This window comes from Kitasatospora sp. NPDC015120, assembly GCF_043080305.1.
Taxonomy (GTDB): Bacteria; Actinomycetota; Actinomycetes; order Streptomycetales; family Streptomycetaceae; genus Kitasatospora.
Window position 1 is genome coordinate 223113 of record NZ_JBIBVJ010000009.1, and the last position, 15803, is coordinate 238915.

The window sequence follows — 15803 nt, forward strand, 5'->3', positions numbered from 1 at the left end:
TTCGGTAATGGATGAAAGGGCCCAGGGTCTCTTACAAGAGGAGTGTCGGCGTCAGACCAGGCTGTCCCGCCAGGCCTGGTGCAGCTGGGCGAAGCGCCCGGCGCCGTCGATCAGTTCGCGCGGGGTGCCGTCCTCGACGATCCGGCCCTGGTCCATCACCAGCACCCGGTCCGCGATCTCCACGGTGGACAGCCGGTGGGCGATGATCACGGCCGTCCGTCCGGCCAGCACCGTCCGCATCGCCTGCTGCACGGCCCGCTCGCCGGGCACGTCCAGCGAGCTGGTGGCCTCGTCCAGGATCAGCACCGCCGGGTCGGCGAGCAGTGCGCGGGCGAAGGCGACCAGCTGTCGCTGGCCCGCCGAGATCCGCCCGCCGCGCTTGCGCACGTCGGTGTCGTAGCCGTCCGGCAGCTCGGCGATGAAGTCGTGTGCGCCGATCGCCCGGGCGGCCGCCTCGACCTCGGCGCGGGTGGCGTCCGGTCGGCCGATGCCGATGTTCTCGGCGACCGTGCCGGAGAACAGGAAGGACTCCTGGGTCACCATCGCCACCCCGCGCCGCAGCTCCGGTCCGGCCAGGTCGCGCAGGTCCACCCCGTCCAGGGTGATCCGGCCCTCGGTCGGGTCGTAGAACCGGGCGAGCAGCTTGGCCACCGTGGACTTGCCGGCGCCGGTCGCACCGACCACGGCGACGGTCTGCCCGGCCGGCAGCACCAGGTCGAACGTCGGCAGCACCTCCTTGCCGGTCCGGTAGGCGAAGCTGGTCTTCTCGAAGTGCACCTCGCGGCCCTTGATGGCCGAGGCCGGCAGCTCGCGGGGCTCCGCCGGCTCGGCCACGGTGGGTTCGTGGGCGAGCAGGCCGGCGATCTTCTCCAGCGCGGCGGCGGCCGACTGGTAGCTGTTCAGGAACATCGCCAGCTGGTCGATCGGCTCGAACAGCCGGTGCAGATAGAGCACGAAGGCGGTCAGCACGCCCAGCTCGGTCGAGCCGTCGGTGACCAGGTAGGCGCCGAGCAGCACCACGCCGGTGGTCCAGATGTTGGCGGTCATCCGGGACAGGCCCCCGTAGCGGGCGACCTCCAGCAGGCTGTCGGCGGTCGCGTCGGCCGACTGCCGGTTCACCACCTCGAACGCGGCGTCGTTGGCCCGCTCGCGGCGGAACGCCTTCACCGGGCGGATGCCGTTCATGGTCTCGGTGAAGCGGACGATCAGCGAGGCCGCCGCGGTGCGCGAGCGCCGGTAGACCAGACGGGAGCGGCGCCGGAACGACTGGGTGATCACCCACAGCGGCAGGAAGGCGAGCAGCGCGGCCAGGCCGAGCTGCCAGTCCAGCACCAGCAGGATCACCGAGATGGAGCAGACCGAGAGGGAGACCGTCAGCAGCTCCTGGAGTCCCTCGGAGAGCAGTTCGCGCAGCGCCTCCACGTCGCTGGTGGCGCGCGAGATGATCCGGCCCGAGGTGTAGCGCTCGTGGAAGTCCAGGCTGAGCCGCTGGGTGTGCCGGAAGATCCGGCCGCGCAGGTCCATCAGGACGTCCTGGTTGACCCGGGCGCTGATCCTGATGAACGTCCACTGGAGCAGCGTGCCGAGCAGCGCGCAGCCCAGGTAGGCGACGACCACGGCGATCAGCGGGCCGGCGTCGTGCTCGCGCAGCGCCGGGATGCCGCGGTCCATCGCGAGGGCGACCAGCAGCGGTCCGGACTGCAGGGCGGCCTGCTGGAGCAGGATCACCGTCATCGCGGCGGCGATCCGGCCCCGGCGCGGGCCGAGCAGCGAGCGCAGCAGGGCGCCGGGTGCGCCGGACGGGACGGGGATGTCCTCCTCGTCGGCCGGCGGGGTCGGCAGCTCGTCCTCGGACAGCCCGGCCGGTGGCGTGCGGACCTCCTTGGTCCGGGTGTCGACGGGCTCGCAGGCGGTGGTCATCGGGCGGTGCTCCCCTCGGGGGCGAGGGTGGCCTCGCCCGACATGAGTGCGCGGTAACGCGCCGAGCTCTGCAGCAGTTCCTGGTGGGTGCCGACCGTCTCGATCCGGCCGTCGGCGAGGACGGCGACCCGGTCGGCGAGCAGCACGGTGCTCGGGCGGTGGGCGATCACCAGGGCGGTGGTGGAGGCGAGGACCCGGCGCAGGGCGCGCTCGACCAGCGCCTCGGTGTGCACGTCCAGCGCGGAGAGCGGGTCGTCGAGCACCAGGAAGGCGGGGTCGCCGACCACGGCGCGGGCCAGTGCGAGGCGCTGGCGCTGGCCGCCGGACAGTCCCTGGCCCTGCTCGCCGACCGGCGTGTCCACGCCCTCGGGCAGGTGGTCGACGAATCCGGCCTGGGCGGTTTCGAGGGCGGCGCGCAGCCGGTCGTCGCCCGCGTCGGGGGCGCCCATCAGCACGTTCTCGCGGATGGTGGCGGAGAACAGGATGGGGTCCTCGAAGGCGACCGCGACCAGTTCGCGCAGGCGCGAGCGGTCCAGCTCGCGGATGTCGCGGCCGTCCAGGGTGATGGTGCCGGCGGTGGCCTCGTAGAGGCGGGGCAGCAGGGCGGTCAGCGTGGTCTTGCCGCTGCCGGTCGCGCCGACCAGGGCCATCGTCTCGCCGCTGCGGATGTGCAGGTCCACTCCGCGGAGCAGGTCGGGGGTGCCCGCGGGGGCGTCGGGGTAGCGGAAGCGGACGCCGGTGAACCGGATGCCGTCGGGGGTGGTGACGGTCGTCGGGGCGGTCCGGGGGGTGGGGACCGTGGTCAGGGCCGGGCGGACGGGTTCGGCCGGTTCGGCGTCGGCCTCGTCCAGCACCTCGAAGAAGCGGTCGGTGGCCGTGGCGGCCTCGTTGGAGTAGGCCATCAGCCAGCCGAGCGACTCGATCGGCCAGCGCACCGTCAGCGCGGTGGAGAGGAAGGCGACGAGGGCGCCGGCGCTCAGCTCGTCGTGCGCGACCAGGTAGGCGCCGACCGCGAGGGCGCAGCCGAGCGCGAGTTCGGGCAGGCCGATGACGATCGACCAGAGGTTGGCGAGCATGCCGGCCTTGTCCAGCTCGGTGCGGCGGAGCACGGCGGACTGCTCGTGGAACCGCTCGGCCATCGAGCGGTGGCGGCCGAAGGCCTTGAGGATCCGGATGCCGAGGACGGACTCCTCGACGAGGGTGGTGAGGTCGCCGTTGCGGTCCTGCGTCAGGCGGGTGGCCAGGGAGTAGCGGGACTCGAAGCGGCGGGTGAGCAGGAAGAGCGGGAGGGCGGGGCCGAGGGTGATGAGGGCGAGCCGCCAGTCCTGGGTGAACATCAGCGCGATGCCGGCCAGGAAGGTCAGCGTGTTGACGACGAGGAAGATCAGCGGGAACGACAGGAACGTCCGCATGACATGCAGATCGGACATCGCCCGCGAGAGTAACTGGCCGGAGCCCCAACGGTCGTGGAAGGAGACCGGCAGGCGTTGCAGCTTGCCGAAGAACTCTCCGCGCATCGTGGTCTCGACGTCGGCCAGCGGCCGGGCGAGCACGACGCGGCGGGCGTGGAAGAAGGCGGCCTCGGAGAGGCCGAGCAGGAGCAGGAGGGCCGCGAGGGGCCAGAGGGCTTCGAGGTCGTGCTCGGCGATCGGGCCGTCGACGATCCTGCCGAGGACGATCGGGACGAGCAGAGTGCTGAGGGAGGCGAGCAGCGCGGCGGCCACCGAAACGGCCAGGCGCGTGCGGACCGGACGGACGTAGGGCCACAGCCGGAGGAGGGATCGCACAGTCGAACGGCGGGGCGCGGGAGGCGCGGTGCCGGGCACTGCGACGGAATCGGTGGCTGTGTCAAGGACTGGGTTCTTGGCCATCGTGGCGAGAATAGGCCGGATACTCCCTATCGCTCAGCCGCATATCGAACGCACCGTCGATTACCGGCCAAGTGCGCGGCCGGATCAGGGTGTCGCCCGGAAAAGTCGCAGCGAGCGGCCGGTGAGCAGCACGGTGTCGCTCGGGAGGTGTAGACCGGTGGGGCCGGCGCCGTCCTCGGCGGAGGTGTCCAGGACCGCCTCGAAACGGGTGCCGTCGGCCGCCCAGGGGGCACCCGGCAGGACGAACGGAAGGGGCCGCGCACCCGCGTTGAGGAGCAGCAGGAAGCTGTCGTCGGCCAATGGACGACCGTACGCGTCCCGTTCGGACATCGCGGTTCCCGACAGGAGCATGCCCAGCGATGCGGACGGCGTAAACCAGTCGGTCTCGGTCATGTCCCGGCCAAGGGGGGTGAACCAGACCAGATCGGGCCGGCCCCCCGGTGCGGTGGCCCGGCCGGAGAAGAACGCCCGCTGCCGGAGCACCGGATGACGGCGGCGGAGCCGGATCAGGGCGGCGGTGAACGCGCGCAGGTCGCGCCAGGCCGGGTCGTCCAGCAGCGACCAGTCCAGCCAGCTCACCTCGTTGTCCTGGCAGTAGGCGTTGTTGTTGCCGCCCTGGGTGCGGCCGAACTCGTCCCCGGCGGTGAGCATCGGGACGCCGGCGGAGAGCAGCAGGGTGGCGAGGAGGTTGCGCAGCTGGCGGCGGCGCAGGGCGGTGACGGCGGGCCCGGCGCTCTCGCCCTCGGCGCCGTGGTTCCAGGAGCGGTTGTCGTCGGTGCCGTCCCGGTTCGCCTCGCCGTTGGCCTCGTTGTGCTTGCGGTCGTAGGAGACGAGGTCGCGCAGGGTGAACCCGTCGTGCGCGGTGACGTAGTTGACGGAGGCGTACGGGCGGCGCCCGGCGTGCTGGAAGAGGTCGGAGGAGCCGGAGAGGCGGTAGCCGAGCTCCCGGACGTCGGAGCGGGCGCCGCGCCAGAAGTCCCGCACGGTGTCGCGGTAGCGGTCGTTCCACTCGGCCCACGGCGGCGGGAAGCCGCCCACCCGGTAGCCGCCCGGGCCGACGTCCCAGGGCTCGGCGATCAGCTTCACCCGGTTGAGCAGCGGGTCCTGGGCGATGGCGGCGAGCAGCGGGTGGTCCATGGTGACGTCGCCGCCGTCGCCGCGGGCCAGCGCGGTCGCGAGGTCGAAGCGGAAGCCGTCCACGCCCATCTCGTGCACCCAGTAGCGCAGCGAGTCGGTGATCAGCCGGATCACCTGCGGGCGGCGGGTGTCCAGGGTGTTGCCGCAGCCGGTGTAGTCGGCGTAGCCGCGCGGGCGGTTGGGCGGCAGGCGGTAGTGGCCGGCGTTGTCGATCCCGCGCAGGAACAGCGAGGGGCCCAGCTCGGAGGCCTCGGCGGTGTGGTTGTACACGACGTCGAGGATCACCTCGATGCCGGCGGCGTGCAGCGCGCGGACCATCCGCTTGAACTCGCCGACCTGGCCGCCGCGCGAGCCGGAGGAGGAGTAGCCGGCGTGCGGGGCGAAGTAGCCGACGGTGTTGTAGCCCCAGTAGTTGACCAGGCCGCGGGCCTGGAGGTGGTCCTCGCTGACGTGGTGGTGGACGGGGAGCAGCTCGACCGCGGTGACGCCGAGCCCGGTGAGGTGGGCGACGGCGGCGGGGTGGGCCAGACCGGCGTAGGTGCCGCGCAGGGCGGGCGGGACGCCGGGGTGGCGCAGGGTGAAGCCGCGGACGTGCAGCTCGTAGAGGACGGTCTCGGCCCAGGGGGTCTTGGGGCGGTGGTCGTCGGACCAGTCGTCGTCGTCCCGGACGACGACGGACCGGGGCACGTACGGGGCCGAGTCGCGGTTGTCCCGGACGGTGTCGGCGACGTCCCCCTCGGGCCAGCCGCGGACGGCGGCGCAGGTGGCGTCGTGGGAGGTGTAGGCGCCGTCGACGGCGCGGGCGTAGGGGTCGAGCAGCAGCTTCGCCGGGTTCCACCGGGCGCCGGTCCACGGGTCCCAGCGGCCGTGCACGCGGTAGCCGTAGCGGGTGCCGGGGAGCACGCCGGGGACGAAGCCGTGCCAGGTCTGGGCGTCCTGCTCGGTGAGGCGCAGACGGGTCTCGTGGCCGTCGTCGTCGAACAGGCAGAGGTCGACGGCCTCGGCGCCGGCGGCCCAGAGCGCGAAGTTGGTGCCGGGGCGGCCGTCCGGCCCGGGGTGGAAGCGGGCACCGAGCGGCTGCCGGCTTCCCGGCCACGGCACCGCGCCGCCGGGCTGCGCACGTACGGCGGTCGCCGACTCCTGCCCTGACGCCATGGTGGTGCCCTCCCTGACGGGGTGTCCCGGACCCCGTGCGGTCTCTCATTCCCTGTTCGCGCCGGACGGAAGCGGCTGAACGCCGTCTTACCGGCAGATGGCGCGCCGGAACCCACCCGCGGAGCCGCCCCCGGCGGCCTGCCGCCGGGGGCGGGGCGGCGTGTCCTGCGGGGAGCGGCCTCGTTGTGGGGGGTGTCGGACGGACAGGGCGGGAGGCCCCGGATGTGGGTACGGCGGCTGGCGGCGCTGGGCTGCTGCCTGGCGGTGCTGGCCGGGTGCGCCGGCGGGGGCGGCGCGGCGGAGGGCGCGGGCGGGGACGCCGCGGCGAGCGGGCCGGCCGGTCCGCCGCCGGCCTCCCGGGCGACGATCACCGCGGTGCCCGCCGACGACGCCCAGAACCTGCCGCCCGAGGGCCCGGTCCGGGTGACGGTCGCCCAGGGCCGGCTGCTCTCCGTCAGGCTGGCCGACACCCGGGGCGGCGAGGTCCCCGGCTCGCTCTCCGCCGACGGCACCGGCTGGGCCCCGGACGGCCCGCTGCCCCTGGCCACCGCGTTCACCCTGGACGCCGTCGCCGAGGACGACCAGGGCCTGCGGGCCGTCCAGCACACCGACTTCTCGACGATGGCCCCCCTGCACACCTTCGTCGCCTTCTTCACCCCCGAGGACGGTTCCACGGTCGGCGTCGGCATGCCGGTCTCGCTGCGGTTCAGCCGCCCGATCACCGACCGGGCCGCGGTGGAGCGCGCGATCGCGGTGACCGCCGACCCCCCGGTGGAGGTGGCCGCGCACTGGTTCGGCGGCCGGCGCCTGGACTTCCGGCCCCGGGACTACTGGGAACCGGGCACCAGGGTGTCGGTCGCGCTGCGGCTCAAGGACGTGCAGGGCGCGCCGGGCGCGTTCGGCACCCAGAGCAAGGACGTCCGGTTCACCGTCGGCCGGGCCCAGGTCTCCACCGTCGACCTCGACGCCCACACCCTCACCGTCCGGGCCGGGCGGGGCGGCAGGACGGTGAGCACCCTCAAGGTGTCCGGAGGCGACGCCGGGCACCCGACGTACCGGGGCGTGCTCGTGGTGTCCGAGAAGTACAAGGTCACCCGGATGAACTCGCAGACCGTCGGGATGGGCGACGAGTACGACATCAAGGACGTGCCGCACGCGATGCGGCTGACCAGCTCGGGCACCTTCCTGCACGGCAACTACTGGGCCGACCCGTCGGTGTTCGGCACCGCCAACACCAGCCACGGCTGCATCGGCCTGGCCGACGCCAAGGGCGGGACGAGCGGCGAGACCCCGGCGGGCTGGCTGTTCGAGCACTCCGTCCCGGGGGACGTGTTCGAGGTGAAGGCCTCGACGGGGGACGTGGTGCCGCCGGACAACGGGCTGAACGGATGGAACCTGCCCTGGGCCCAGTGGGTGGCCGGCAGCGCCCTCCGGTCCGGCGCGAGCCCCGCTCCGGCGCCGGCTCCGGCTCCGGGCCAGGCTGCGGGCCCGGCCCCGAGCCCGTCGGCGAGCCCCACCCCGAACCCGTCCGCGAGCCCGGCCCCGGCGACGGCCCCCTGACGGCCATTCCCCGGCGGTCACGCCCGGGCCCCTCCCCACCGCCGTTCACCACCGGCCTCCCCAGGATTCACCCGTTCGGCCCCGCTATCCTGCTTGCCGCGCCGGAACCCGGCGCGAAAGACCGCCGCTCCGGTGCAACCCGTCCGGGCGATCAGCGCGTCCATCAGGATGAACACCGGGAGGGGAGAGACCGTGAAGCCGGTTAGGGCGGCCGACGCCGCGATACGCACCACCGTCACCCGCCGTCGCTTGCGTCAGAGCGCGGTGGCGTTGGCGATGGGCGGGGTGCTGCTGCTCACCGCGGCCTGCAACGGCGGCGACGACAAGGACTCCGGGGGCGGTGACGCGGCCGCGACCGCGGGGGCCGCCGGCGGGGCGGACGCCGGCAGCGGGACCCCGGCACCGGGCCAGTCCGCGGCCACGCCGAAGACCTCGGCCGCCGTGGTCTCCGTCGAGCCCAAGGACGGCGCCCAGGACGTCGCTCCGGACGGCGCCCTGAAGGTCTCGGTGACCAACGGCAAGCTGACCACGGTCGAGGTGACCGACAAGGAGGGCAAGCCGGTCGAGGGCGCCATCGCCGCGGACGGCAGCGGCTGGAAGCCCAACGCCGCCCTGGCCGTCGGCATGGCCTACAAGGTGAACGCCCAGGCCGCCGACGCCGAGGGCCTGGTGGCCGCGTCCACCACCTCGTTCACCACGCTGACGCCCGCGAAGAAGGTCTCCACCAACGACAACATCGCCGACAACGCCACCTACGGCGTCGGCATGATCGTCTCGGTGGTCTTCAACAAGGACATCAAGAACAAGGACGCCGTCGTCCAGGGCATCACCTTCGAGACCAACAACGGGACGACGGTCAAGGGCCACTGGTTCGGCTCCCGGCGCCTGGACTTCCGCCCCGAGAAGTACTGGGCGCCCGGCACCAAGGTCACCATCAAGTACCGGCTGAAGAACGTCGAGGTCGCCCCGGGCATCTACGGCGACATCGACAAGGACGAGCCGTTCACCATCGGCCGCTCCCAGGTCTCCGTGGCCGACTCCGCGACCCACCAGATGACGGTGACCAGGGACGGCGCGAGCCACACGGTGCCGGTGACCCTCGGCGACGAGAAGAACCCCTCCTGGAACGGGACCATGGTGGTCATGTCCAAGGAGAAGGTCACCCGGATGAACTCGCAGACCGTCGGCCTCGGCGGCGAGTACGACATCCCGGACGTGCCGCACGCGATGCGGCTGACCACCTCCGGCACCTTCGTGCACGGCAACTACTGGGCCAACCCGTTCGGCAAGACCAACGCCAGCCACGGCTGCATCTCGATGCAGGACGAGAAGGGCGGCAGCGACAGCTCGGTGGCGGGCAAGTTCTTCAACGACTCGATGGTCGGCGACGTCGTCGTCATCAAGAACTCCAAGGAGAAGACCGTCTCCCCCGACAACGGCCTGAGCGGCTGGAACATCGGCTGGGCGAACTGGTAGCCCGTCGGCGAGTCCGTCGGGCCCGCCGGCCCGGTCCCCGCACCCGGGGACCGGGCCGGTCCGCGTTCTCCGGGGCGGGGCGTCCCCCGGACGGCGCAACCGTTCCGGGCGGTGGCGCGTGTACCTGTCGGACACCGCGACACGAGGGAGGGCTCGACGTGAAGTCGATACGCACGGTGGTGGCCGCCGGTCTGGTGGGGGGAGCGCTGGTGCTGACCAGCGCCTGCGGCGGCGGTGGCGGCGGGAACGGCGGCGCGGGCGGGACCGCGGCCAAGGCGGAGCTCGGGGCGGGCGGGGCCGCGGGGGCCCCGTCGGCGCCGTCCGCGACGGCCCCGGCGGCGCCGGGCACCCCGGCCGCGCCCGCCGCGAGCGCGGCGCCCACGGTGTCGCAGGCGGTGGTGGACATCCGGCCGAAGGCGGGCGCGGTGGACGTCGCGCCGGACGGCGCGCTCAGCGTCGCGGTCTCCGGCGGCAGGCTCACCACCGTCAAGGTGAGCGACCGGGCCGGCAAAGAGGTGGCGGGCACCATCGCCGCCGACGGGGCGAGCTGGACGCCGTCCGCCCCGCTGGAGGTCGGCACCGCCTACCGGGTGAGCGCGCTGGCGGCGGACGCCGGCGGCGTGGTCGCGTCGGCGGACAGCAGCTTCACCACCCTCACGCCCGAGCGCGAGGCCGAGGCGGCCGACAACGTCCAGGACGGCGCCACCTACGGCGTCGGCATGATCGTCTCGGTCTCCTTCGACCAGGACGTGAAGAACAAGGAGGCGGTGGCGAAGGGCATCACCTTCAGCACCGGCGACGGCACCGTGGTCAGGGGCCACTGGTTCGGCGACCGCCGGCTGGACTTCCGCCCCGAGACGTACTGGGCGCCGGGGACGAAGGTCACCGTCCGGTACCGGCTGAAGAGCGTGGAGATCGCCCCGGGCGTCTACGGGGGAGTCGACCGGGACGAGCCCTTCACTATCGGGCGATCCCGGATCTCGACGGTTGACGCCAGGACGCACCTGATGACGGTGGTCGAGGACGGCCGGAGCTCGGTCGTCGAGATCACCTCCGGCTCGCCCGAGCACCCGACCTGGAACGGCACCATGGTCGTCATGTCGAAGGAGGGCGTGGTGCGGATGCGGTCCAGCACCCTGCCGGGGATGACCGGCGAGCCCTACGACCTCCAGGCCCCGCACTCCATGCGGCTCACCGACTCCGGCACCTATGTGCACGGCAACTACTGGGCCGACCCCCTGCCCTTCGGCAAGACCAACGTCAGCCACGGCTGCGTGGGCCTGAAGGACGTCGAGGGCGGCGGCTCGGGCACTTCGGCGGGCACGTTCTACGACGGCTCGCTGATCGGGGACGTCGTCGCCGTGCAGAACTCCACGCGCGGCCGGGTCGCGCCGGACAACGGTCTCGGCGGCTGGAACCTCGACTGGAACGCCTGGTGACCCGCCGGCCCGCACGAGGGCCCGGACCTGGCCGAACGCGGGTTCGGGCGGCATGCGGCATATGCCGAAACACCCCGTGATCGTTTGCTCATTGTCCGTACGCGGCCGCTTGCGTTCCGCAATGATGGGTCGCATGGCGGGTTGGGGCGAAACAGATCAGTCATCACTTCCGGGATCCAGCTTGGTCGCTGATGCGTCGTGGGCACCGTTCCAGGACGTCCTCGCGGCCCTGGAGCGGCTCAGCTGCGACGAGCTGGAGCAGTTGTACGTCGGCAGACTGTGCGACCGGGACTCACCGCGGGAGGTGCGGCTGCCCTCCCGGCCGTCGACCGGGCCGCTGGCGCGCCGGCTGGTGCTCGCGGCCCTGGAGACCTGGGACCTGCACCAGCACCTGGAGGTCGGCGAGTTACTCACCAGCGAGCTCGTCGCCAATGCCGTGCGGCACGTCGCCGGCCGGACGATCGGGCTGCACATGGTGCGCAAGCCGGGCTGGGTCCGGGTGGAGGTGCGGGACTCCTCGCGGGCGCTGCCGTGCATGATCCTGGCGGAGCCGCTGCCGGCCAACGAGCGCGGCCGCGGGCTCCAGGTGGTCGACGACCTGGCGGACCGCTGGGGCGCCGACCTGCTGCCGCGCGGCAAGGGCGTCTGGTTCGAGCTGAAGGTCCGCGAGCGGGTCTGAGCCGGCGGCCGGTGCCGGGCCGGTGGGCCGGGCCGGGAAAGGGTGGGCCGGGCCGGGAAACACGCGGGGCCCCCGGTGTCACCGTGGTCCGGTGGCTGGGGGCCCCTGCAGGTCATCGCGCCGGCCAAGGGGGTGCGTGCCGCGCGATGGACGTCGGCCGTGCCAGGTCGGGCGGGCCGAAGTTCCTCGTGCCGCGACGGGGCGCGTCAGCTGGTGACGTCCGCCGTCGGACAGGTCGACTATCGCACGGATCTCAGCATGTGGGCAAACCGGATGGCTTCGATTTCAAGGTTTGTAACTTAGTTCACCTTGGGAATTTGCATAGGTTCACGCTTCGGCCTGAGATTATTCATGATCGGCACGAATTCCCGGGCTCCGGAGGGCCGGCGGCGACGGCCGGCGCCGGGGTGGGGGCGGGTCAGGTGCGCGGGGGGAGGACGTTCTCGGCGTACTCGGGGGAGAGGTTGCCCGGCGGGCTGTAGGTGCACACGATGTACGTCTCGTACCAGGTGCCGCCGCGGCCGTGGGCGCGGGCGCAGCCGAGGCGGGTGGAGGACTTCCAGACCACCTGGGTGAACAGGCCGGTCGCGGCGGAGAAGCCGGGGGCGTCGTAGTCGTAGTCCCGGGCCTGCGCGTACCAGGCGTCGACGGCCCGGCGGCAGCCGGCCCGGTCGGGGGCGGTGGAGGCGAACCAGGACTGGTTCTCGCCGTACGCGGGGTCGAGGCCGGCGTGGCCGCCGGAGAGGCGCTCGTACGTCGAGAGCCGGGCCGCCCGGGAAACGGCGTAGTCCTGGAGGGCCGGGTCCTGGGCCAGCGCCGGGGCGCCGTGGCGGGCGCGGTACTCGTTGTGGGCGCGCAGGCAGTCGTCGGCGAAGGCCGCGTCGGTGGCGTCGGGCAGCGCGGTCCGGGCCGCGGCGGGGGTGGTGGCCGCCGCGGCCAGCGCGGCGGCGAACAGCAGGGTGGTGAGGGTACGGACACCGGTTCGGGTGTTCTTCATCCGTGCTCCGGGGGCTCGTGGGGATGCTGTGCCGGCCACGATGGCAGCCGCCGGGAGCCCGGACGGCCCGATCCGGCGGGGTTCACCCGAGCGGGTGAGGGCCCGGGGCGGCGCGCCCCGCCGCACGGCTACGGTGGAGCCGCCCCGAGGGTTCGCACGGCAACGGCCGCGGGCCCCCCCCCGCGGGGGGGGGGGCGCGGCCGTCGGCGGGGCGGGGTCAGCACTCGATGACGTTGACGGCGAGGCCGCCGCGCGAGGTCTCCTTGTACTTGATCTTCATGTCGGCGCCGGTCTCCTTCATGGTCTTGATCGCCTTGTCGAGGGAGACGTGGTGGCGGCCGTCGCCGCGCAGGGCCATCCGGGCGGCGGTGACGGCCTTGACGGAGGCCATGCCGTTGCGCTCGATGCAGGGGATCTGGACCAGGCCGCCGACCGGGTCGCAGGTGAGGCCGAGGTTGTGCTCGATGCCGATCTCGGCGGCGTTCTCGACCTGCTCGGGGCTGCCGCCGAGGACCTCGGCGAGGCCGCCGGCGGCCATCGAGCAGGCGGAGCCGACCTCGCCCTGGCAGCCGACCTCGGCGCCGGAGATGGAGGCGTTCTCCTTGAAGAGCATGCCGATGGCGCCGGCCGCGAGCAGGAAGCGGACGATGCCGTCCTCGTCGGCGCCCGGGATGAAGTTCAGGTAGTAGTGCAGGACGGCGGGGATGATGCCGGCCGCGCCGTTGGTCGGGGCGGTGACCACCCGGCGGCCGGAGGCGTTCTCCTCGTTGACCGCCATCGCGTAGAGGGTGACCCACTCCATCGCGTTGGCCGGGCCGATGCCCTCGGCGCGCAGCGCGCGGGCGGCCGCGGCGGCGCGGCGGCGCACCTTGAGGCCGCCGGGGAGTATGCCCTCGCGGGACATGCCGGCCCGCACGCACTCCTGCATGACCCGCCAGATCTCCAGCAGTCCGGCCCGGATCTCCTCCTCGGTGCGCCAGGCCTTCTCGTTCTCCAGCATCAGGCCGGAGATGGACAGGCCGGTCTCCCGGGTGAGCCGCAGCAGCTCCTCGCCGGTGCGGAAGGGGTACTTCAGCACGGTGTCGTCGGGCTTGACCCGGTCGGCGCCGATCGCGTCCTCGTCGACGACGAAGCCGCCGCCGACCGAGTAGTAGGTCTTCTCCAGCACGGTGGAGCCGTCGGTGCGGTAGGCCCACAGGGTCATGCCGTTGGCGTGGTACGGCAGCGAGCGGCGCCGGTGCAGCACCAGCTGGGTGTCCGGGTCGAAGTCGATGGCGTGGACGCCGAGCAGGTTGATCCGCTTCTCGGCGGTGATCCGCTCGACGTCGCGGTCGGCCTGGTCGACGTCGACCGTGCGCGGTGAGGCGTTCTCCAGGCCCAGCAGCACCGCCTTGGGGGTGCCGTGGCCGTGGCCGGTGGCGCCCAGCGAGCCGTACAGCTCGGCGCGGACGGCCGTCACCTCGGTCAGCAGGCCCTCCGACTTCAGGCGGCGGGCGAACATCCGGGCGGCCCGCATCGGGCCGACGGTGTGGGAACTGGACGGACCGATGCCGATGGAGAAGAGGTCGAAGACGCTGATGGCCACGGAGGGACGTCCTTGTCTGGTCTCGTGGGTGGTGCCGGCGGGGAGGGAGGACGGCGGTGGCGGGAGGGGGGACGGTCGGGCGGTCGGGCGGCTGACACGGGACGGGGCACCGCGCGCACTCTCCAGTGTGCGCGGTGCCCCGGAATCCCCGGTGTCCGGACGGCGTGAGCCCGGTCACCGGCCGCCGAACGACAGGACCTACAGGTTCGGGTAGAGCGGGTACTTCTCGGCCAGGGCGGTGACCCGGGCCTTGAGCGCCTCGGTGGTGCCCTCGTCGAAGGCCGGCTTCAGGGCCTCGGCGATGATGTCGGCGACCTCGCGGAAGTCCTCGGCCCCGAAGCCGCGGGTGGCGAGCGCCGGGGTGCCGATCCGCAGGCCGGAGGTGACCATCGGCGGGCGCGGGTCGTTCGGGACGGCGTTGCGGTTGACCGTGATGCCGACCTCGTGCAGGCGGTCCTCGGCCTGCTGGCCGTCGAGCTGGCTGTTGCGCAGGTCGACCAGCACGAGGTGGACGTCGGTGCCGCCGGACAGCACGGAGACGCCGGCCTCGGTGACGTCGGCCTGCAGCAGGCGCTCGGCGAGGATCCGGGCCCCCTCCAGGGTGCGCTGCTGGCGCTCCTTGAACTCCTCCGAGGCGGCGACCTTGAAGGCGACCGCCTTGCCGGCGATGACGTGCTCCAGCGGGCCGCCCTGCTGGCCGGGGAAGACCGCGGAGTTGATCTTCTTGGCGTGCTCGGCCTTGGAGAGGATGACGCCGCCGCGCGGGCCGCCCAGGGTCTTGTGGGTGGTGGTGGTGACCACGTCCGCGAATGGCACCGGGTTGGGGTGCAGGCCCGCGGCGACCAGGCCGGCGAAGTGGGCCATGTCGACCATCAGCAGCGCGCCGACCTCGTCGGCGATCCGGCGGAACTCGGCGAAGTCGAGCTGGCGCGGGTAGGCGGACCAGCCGGCGATGATCAGCTGCGGCCGGTGCTCCTTGGCGAGGCGCTCGACCTCGGCCATGTCGACCCGGCCGCTCTTGTCGTCCACGTGGTACGGCACCACGTTGTAGAGCTTGCCGGAGAAGTTGATCTTCATCCCGTGCGTCAGGTGACCGCCGTGGGCCAGGTTCAGGCCCAGGATGGTGTCGCCCGGCTTGATCAGCGCGAACATCGCGGCGGCGTTGGCCTGCGCGCCGGAGTGCGGCTGGACGTTGGCGTGCTCGGCGCCGAACAGGGCCTTGATCCGGTCGATCGCGATCTGCTCGACCACGTCGACGTGCTCGCAGCCGCCGTAGTAGCGGCGGCCGGGGTAGCCCTCGGCGTACTTGTTGGTCAGCACCGAGCCCTGGGCCTCCATGACCGCCACCGGGGCGAAGTTCTCGGAGGCGATCATCTCCAGGGTGGTCTGCTGGCGGTGCAGCTCGGCGTCGACCGCGGCGGCGATCTCCGGGTCGAGGGCGTGCAGGGACTGGTTCAGAACCGTCATGGTGGGGTCTTCCCGGGAGGAGGGGGGAGGAGGCGCGGGACGGCCGCGGTGCGGCGGCCGCCCCGGCGGTGGCTCAGGCCGAGGGGTTGGTGAGCGCGGTGTACTCGTCGGCGCTCAGCACCGGGCCGGTCGACTCGACGCGGACCTTGAACAGCCAGCCACCCTCGAACGGCTCGCCGTTGACCAGGCTGTTGTCGTTCTTGACGTCCTCGTTGACCTCGGTGACCTCACCGGTCACCGGGGAGAACAGGTCGCTGACCGACTTGGTCGACTCCAGCTCGCCGCAGGTCTCGCCGGCGGTCACGGTGGCGCCCACCTCGGGGAGCTCCACGTAGACGATGTCACCGAGGGCGTCGGCGGCGTGCTGGGTGATGCCGATCGTGGACACACCGTCGGCGTCGGCGGCGGTCAGCCACTCGTGCTCCTCGGTGTACTGCAGGTGCTGGGGGTTGGTGCTCATGGCGTCATTCTCCAGGATGGGAAGCGGGTACGACGAAGCGGCCCGGCGCGCGGACGT

Annotated in this window: 11 protein-coding genes; 4 read left to right on the forward strand and 7 right to left on the reverse strand. The window is 72.9% G+C overall.

What is annotated here, in order from left to right:
• Positions 1-51: 51 nt before the first annotated feature.
• From ACF1AK_RS22305 to glgX, 3 genes are all read right to left on the reverse strand, one after another.
• Positions 52-1920, reverse strand: coding sequence for an ABC transporter ATP-binding protein (locus tag ACF1AK_RS22305; RefSeq protein WP_391500550.1), 1869 nt, complete (start codon positions 1918-1920; stop codon positions 52-54).
• Positions 1917-3791 carry an ABC transporter ATP-binding protein gene (locus ACF1AK_RS22310; RefSeq protein WP_391500551.1) on the reverse strand — a complete coding sequence of 625 codons (1875 nt, stop codon included), beginning with the start codon at positions 3789-3791 and terminating at the stop codon, positions 1917-1919. The genes ACF1AK_RS22305 and ACF1AK_RS22310 overlap by 4 nt, the downstream gene beginning before the upstream one ends.
• Before the next feature lie 84 nt (positions 3792-3875).
• Entirely contained in the window at positions 3876-6083 is a 2208-nt protein-coding gene (gene glgX / locus ACF1AK_RS22315) for a glycogen debranching protein GlgX (RefSeq protein ID WP_391500552.1), read from the reverse strand.
• A 222-nt stretch (positions 6084-6305) separates the two neighbouring features.
• Here glgX and ACF1AK_RS22320 point away from each other — a divergent pair, with 222 nt between their 5' ends.
• From ACF1AK_RS22320 to ACF1AK_RS22335, 4 genes are all read left to right on the forward strand, one after another.
• On the forward strand, positions 6306-7643 hold the full coding sequence (locus tag ACF1AK_RS22320; protein ID WP_391500553.1) for an Ig-like domain-containing protein: 1338 nt from the start codon (positions 6306-6308) through the stop codon (positions 7641-7643).
• Positions 7644-7919: 276 nt separating this feature from the next.
• A complete protein-coding gene (locus ACF1AK_RS22325; RefSeq protein ID WP_391500599.1) occupies positions 7920-9119 on the forward strand; it encodes an Ig-like domain-containing protein in 1200 nt (399 codons plus the stop codon).
• Positions 9120-9277: 158 nt separating this feature from the next.
• Positions 9278-10558, forward strand: coding sequence for an Ig-like domain-containing protein (locus ACF1AK_RS22330; RefSeq protein WP_391500554.1), 1281 nt, complete (start codon positions 9278-9280; stop codon positions 10556-10558).
• A 181-nt stretch (positions 10559-10739) separates the two neighbouring features.
• Positions 10740-11237: an ATP-binding protein gene (locus tag ACF1AK_RS22335; RefSeq protein WP_391500555.1), complete on the forward strand. Its 498-nt coding sequence runs from the start codon at positions 10740-10742 to the stop codon at positions 11235-11237.
• 418 nt (positions 11238-11655) lie between these two features.
• Here ACF1AK_RS22335 and ACF1AK_RS22340 read toward each other — a convergent pair whose 3' ends face one another.
• The 4 genes from ACF1AK_RS22340 to gcvH form a co-directional block, all read right to left on the reverse strand.
• On the reverse strand, positions 11656-12234 hold the full coding sequence (locus tag ACF1AK_RS22340; RefSeq protein WP_391500556.1) for a CAP family protein: 579 nt from the start codon (positions 12232-12234) through the stop codon (positions 11656-11658).
• Between the two features lie 217 nt (positions 12235-12451).
• Positions 12452-13819, reverse strand: a complete 1368-nt coding sequence (locus tag ACF1AK_RS22345) for an L-serine ammonia-lyase (protein WP_391500557.1) — start codon at positions 13817-13819, stop codon at positions 12452-12454.
• 198 nt (positions 13820-14017) lie between these two features.
• Positions 14018-15286: a serine hydroxymethyltransferase gene (gene glyA, locus ACF1AK_RS22350; RefSeq protein WP_391500558.1), complete on the reverse strand. Its 1269-nt coding sequence runs from the start codon at positions 15284-15286 to the stop codon at positions 14018-14020.
• Between the two features lie 73 nt (positions 15287-15359).
• A complete protein-coding gene (gene gcvH / locus ACF1AK_RS22355; protein WP_391500559.1) occupies positions 15360-15746 on the reverse strand; it encodes a glycine cleavage system protein GcvH in 387 nt (128 codons plus the stop codon).
• Between the last annotated feature and the right edge of the window lie 57 nt (positions 15747-15803).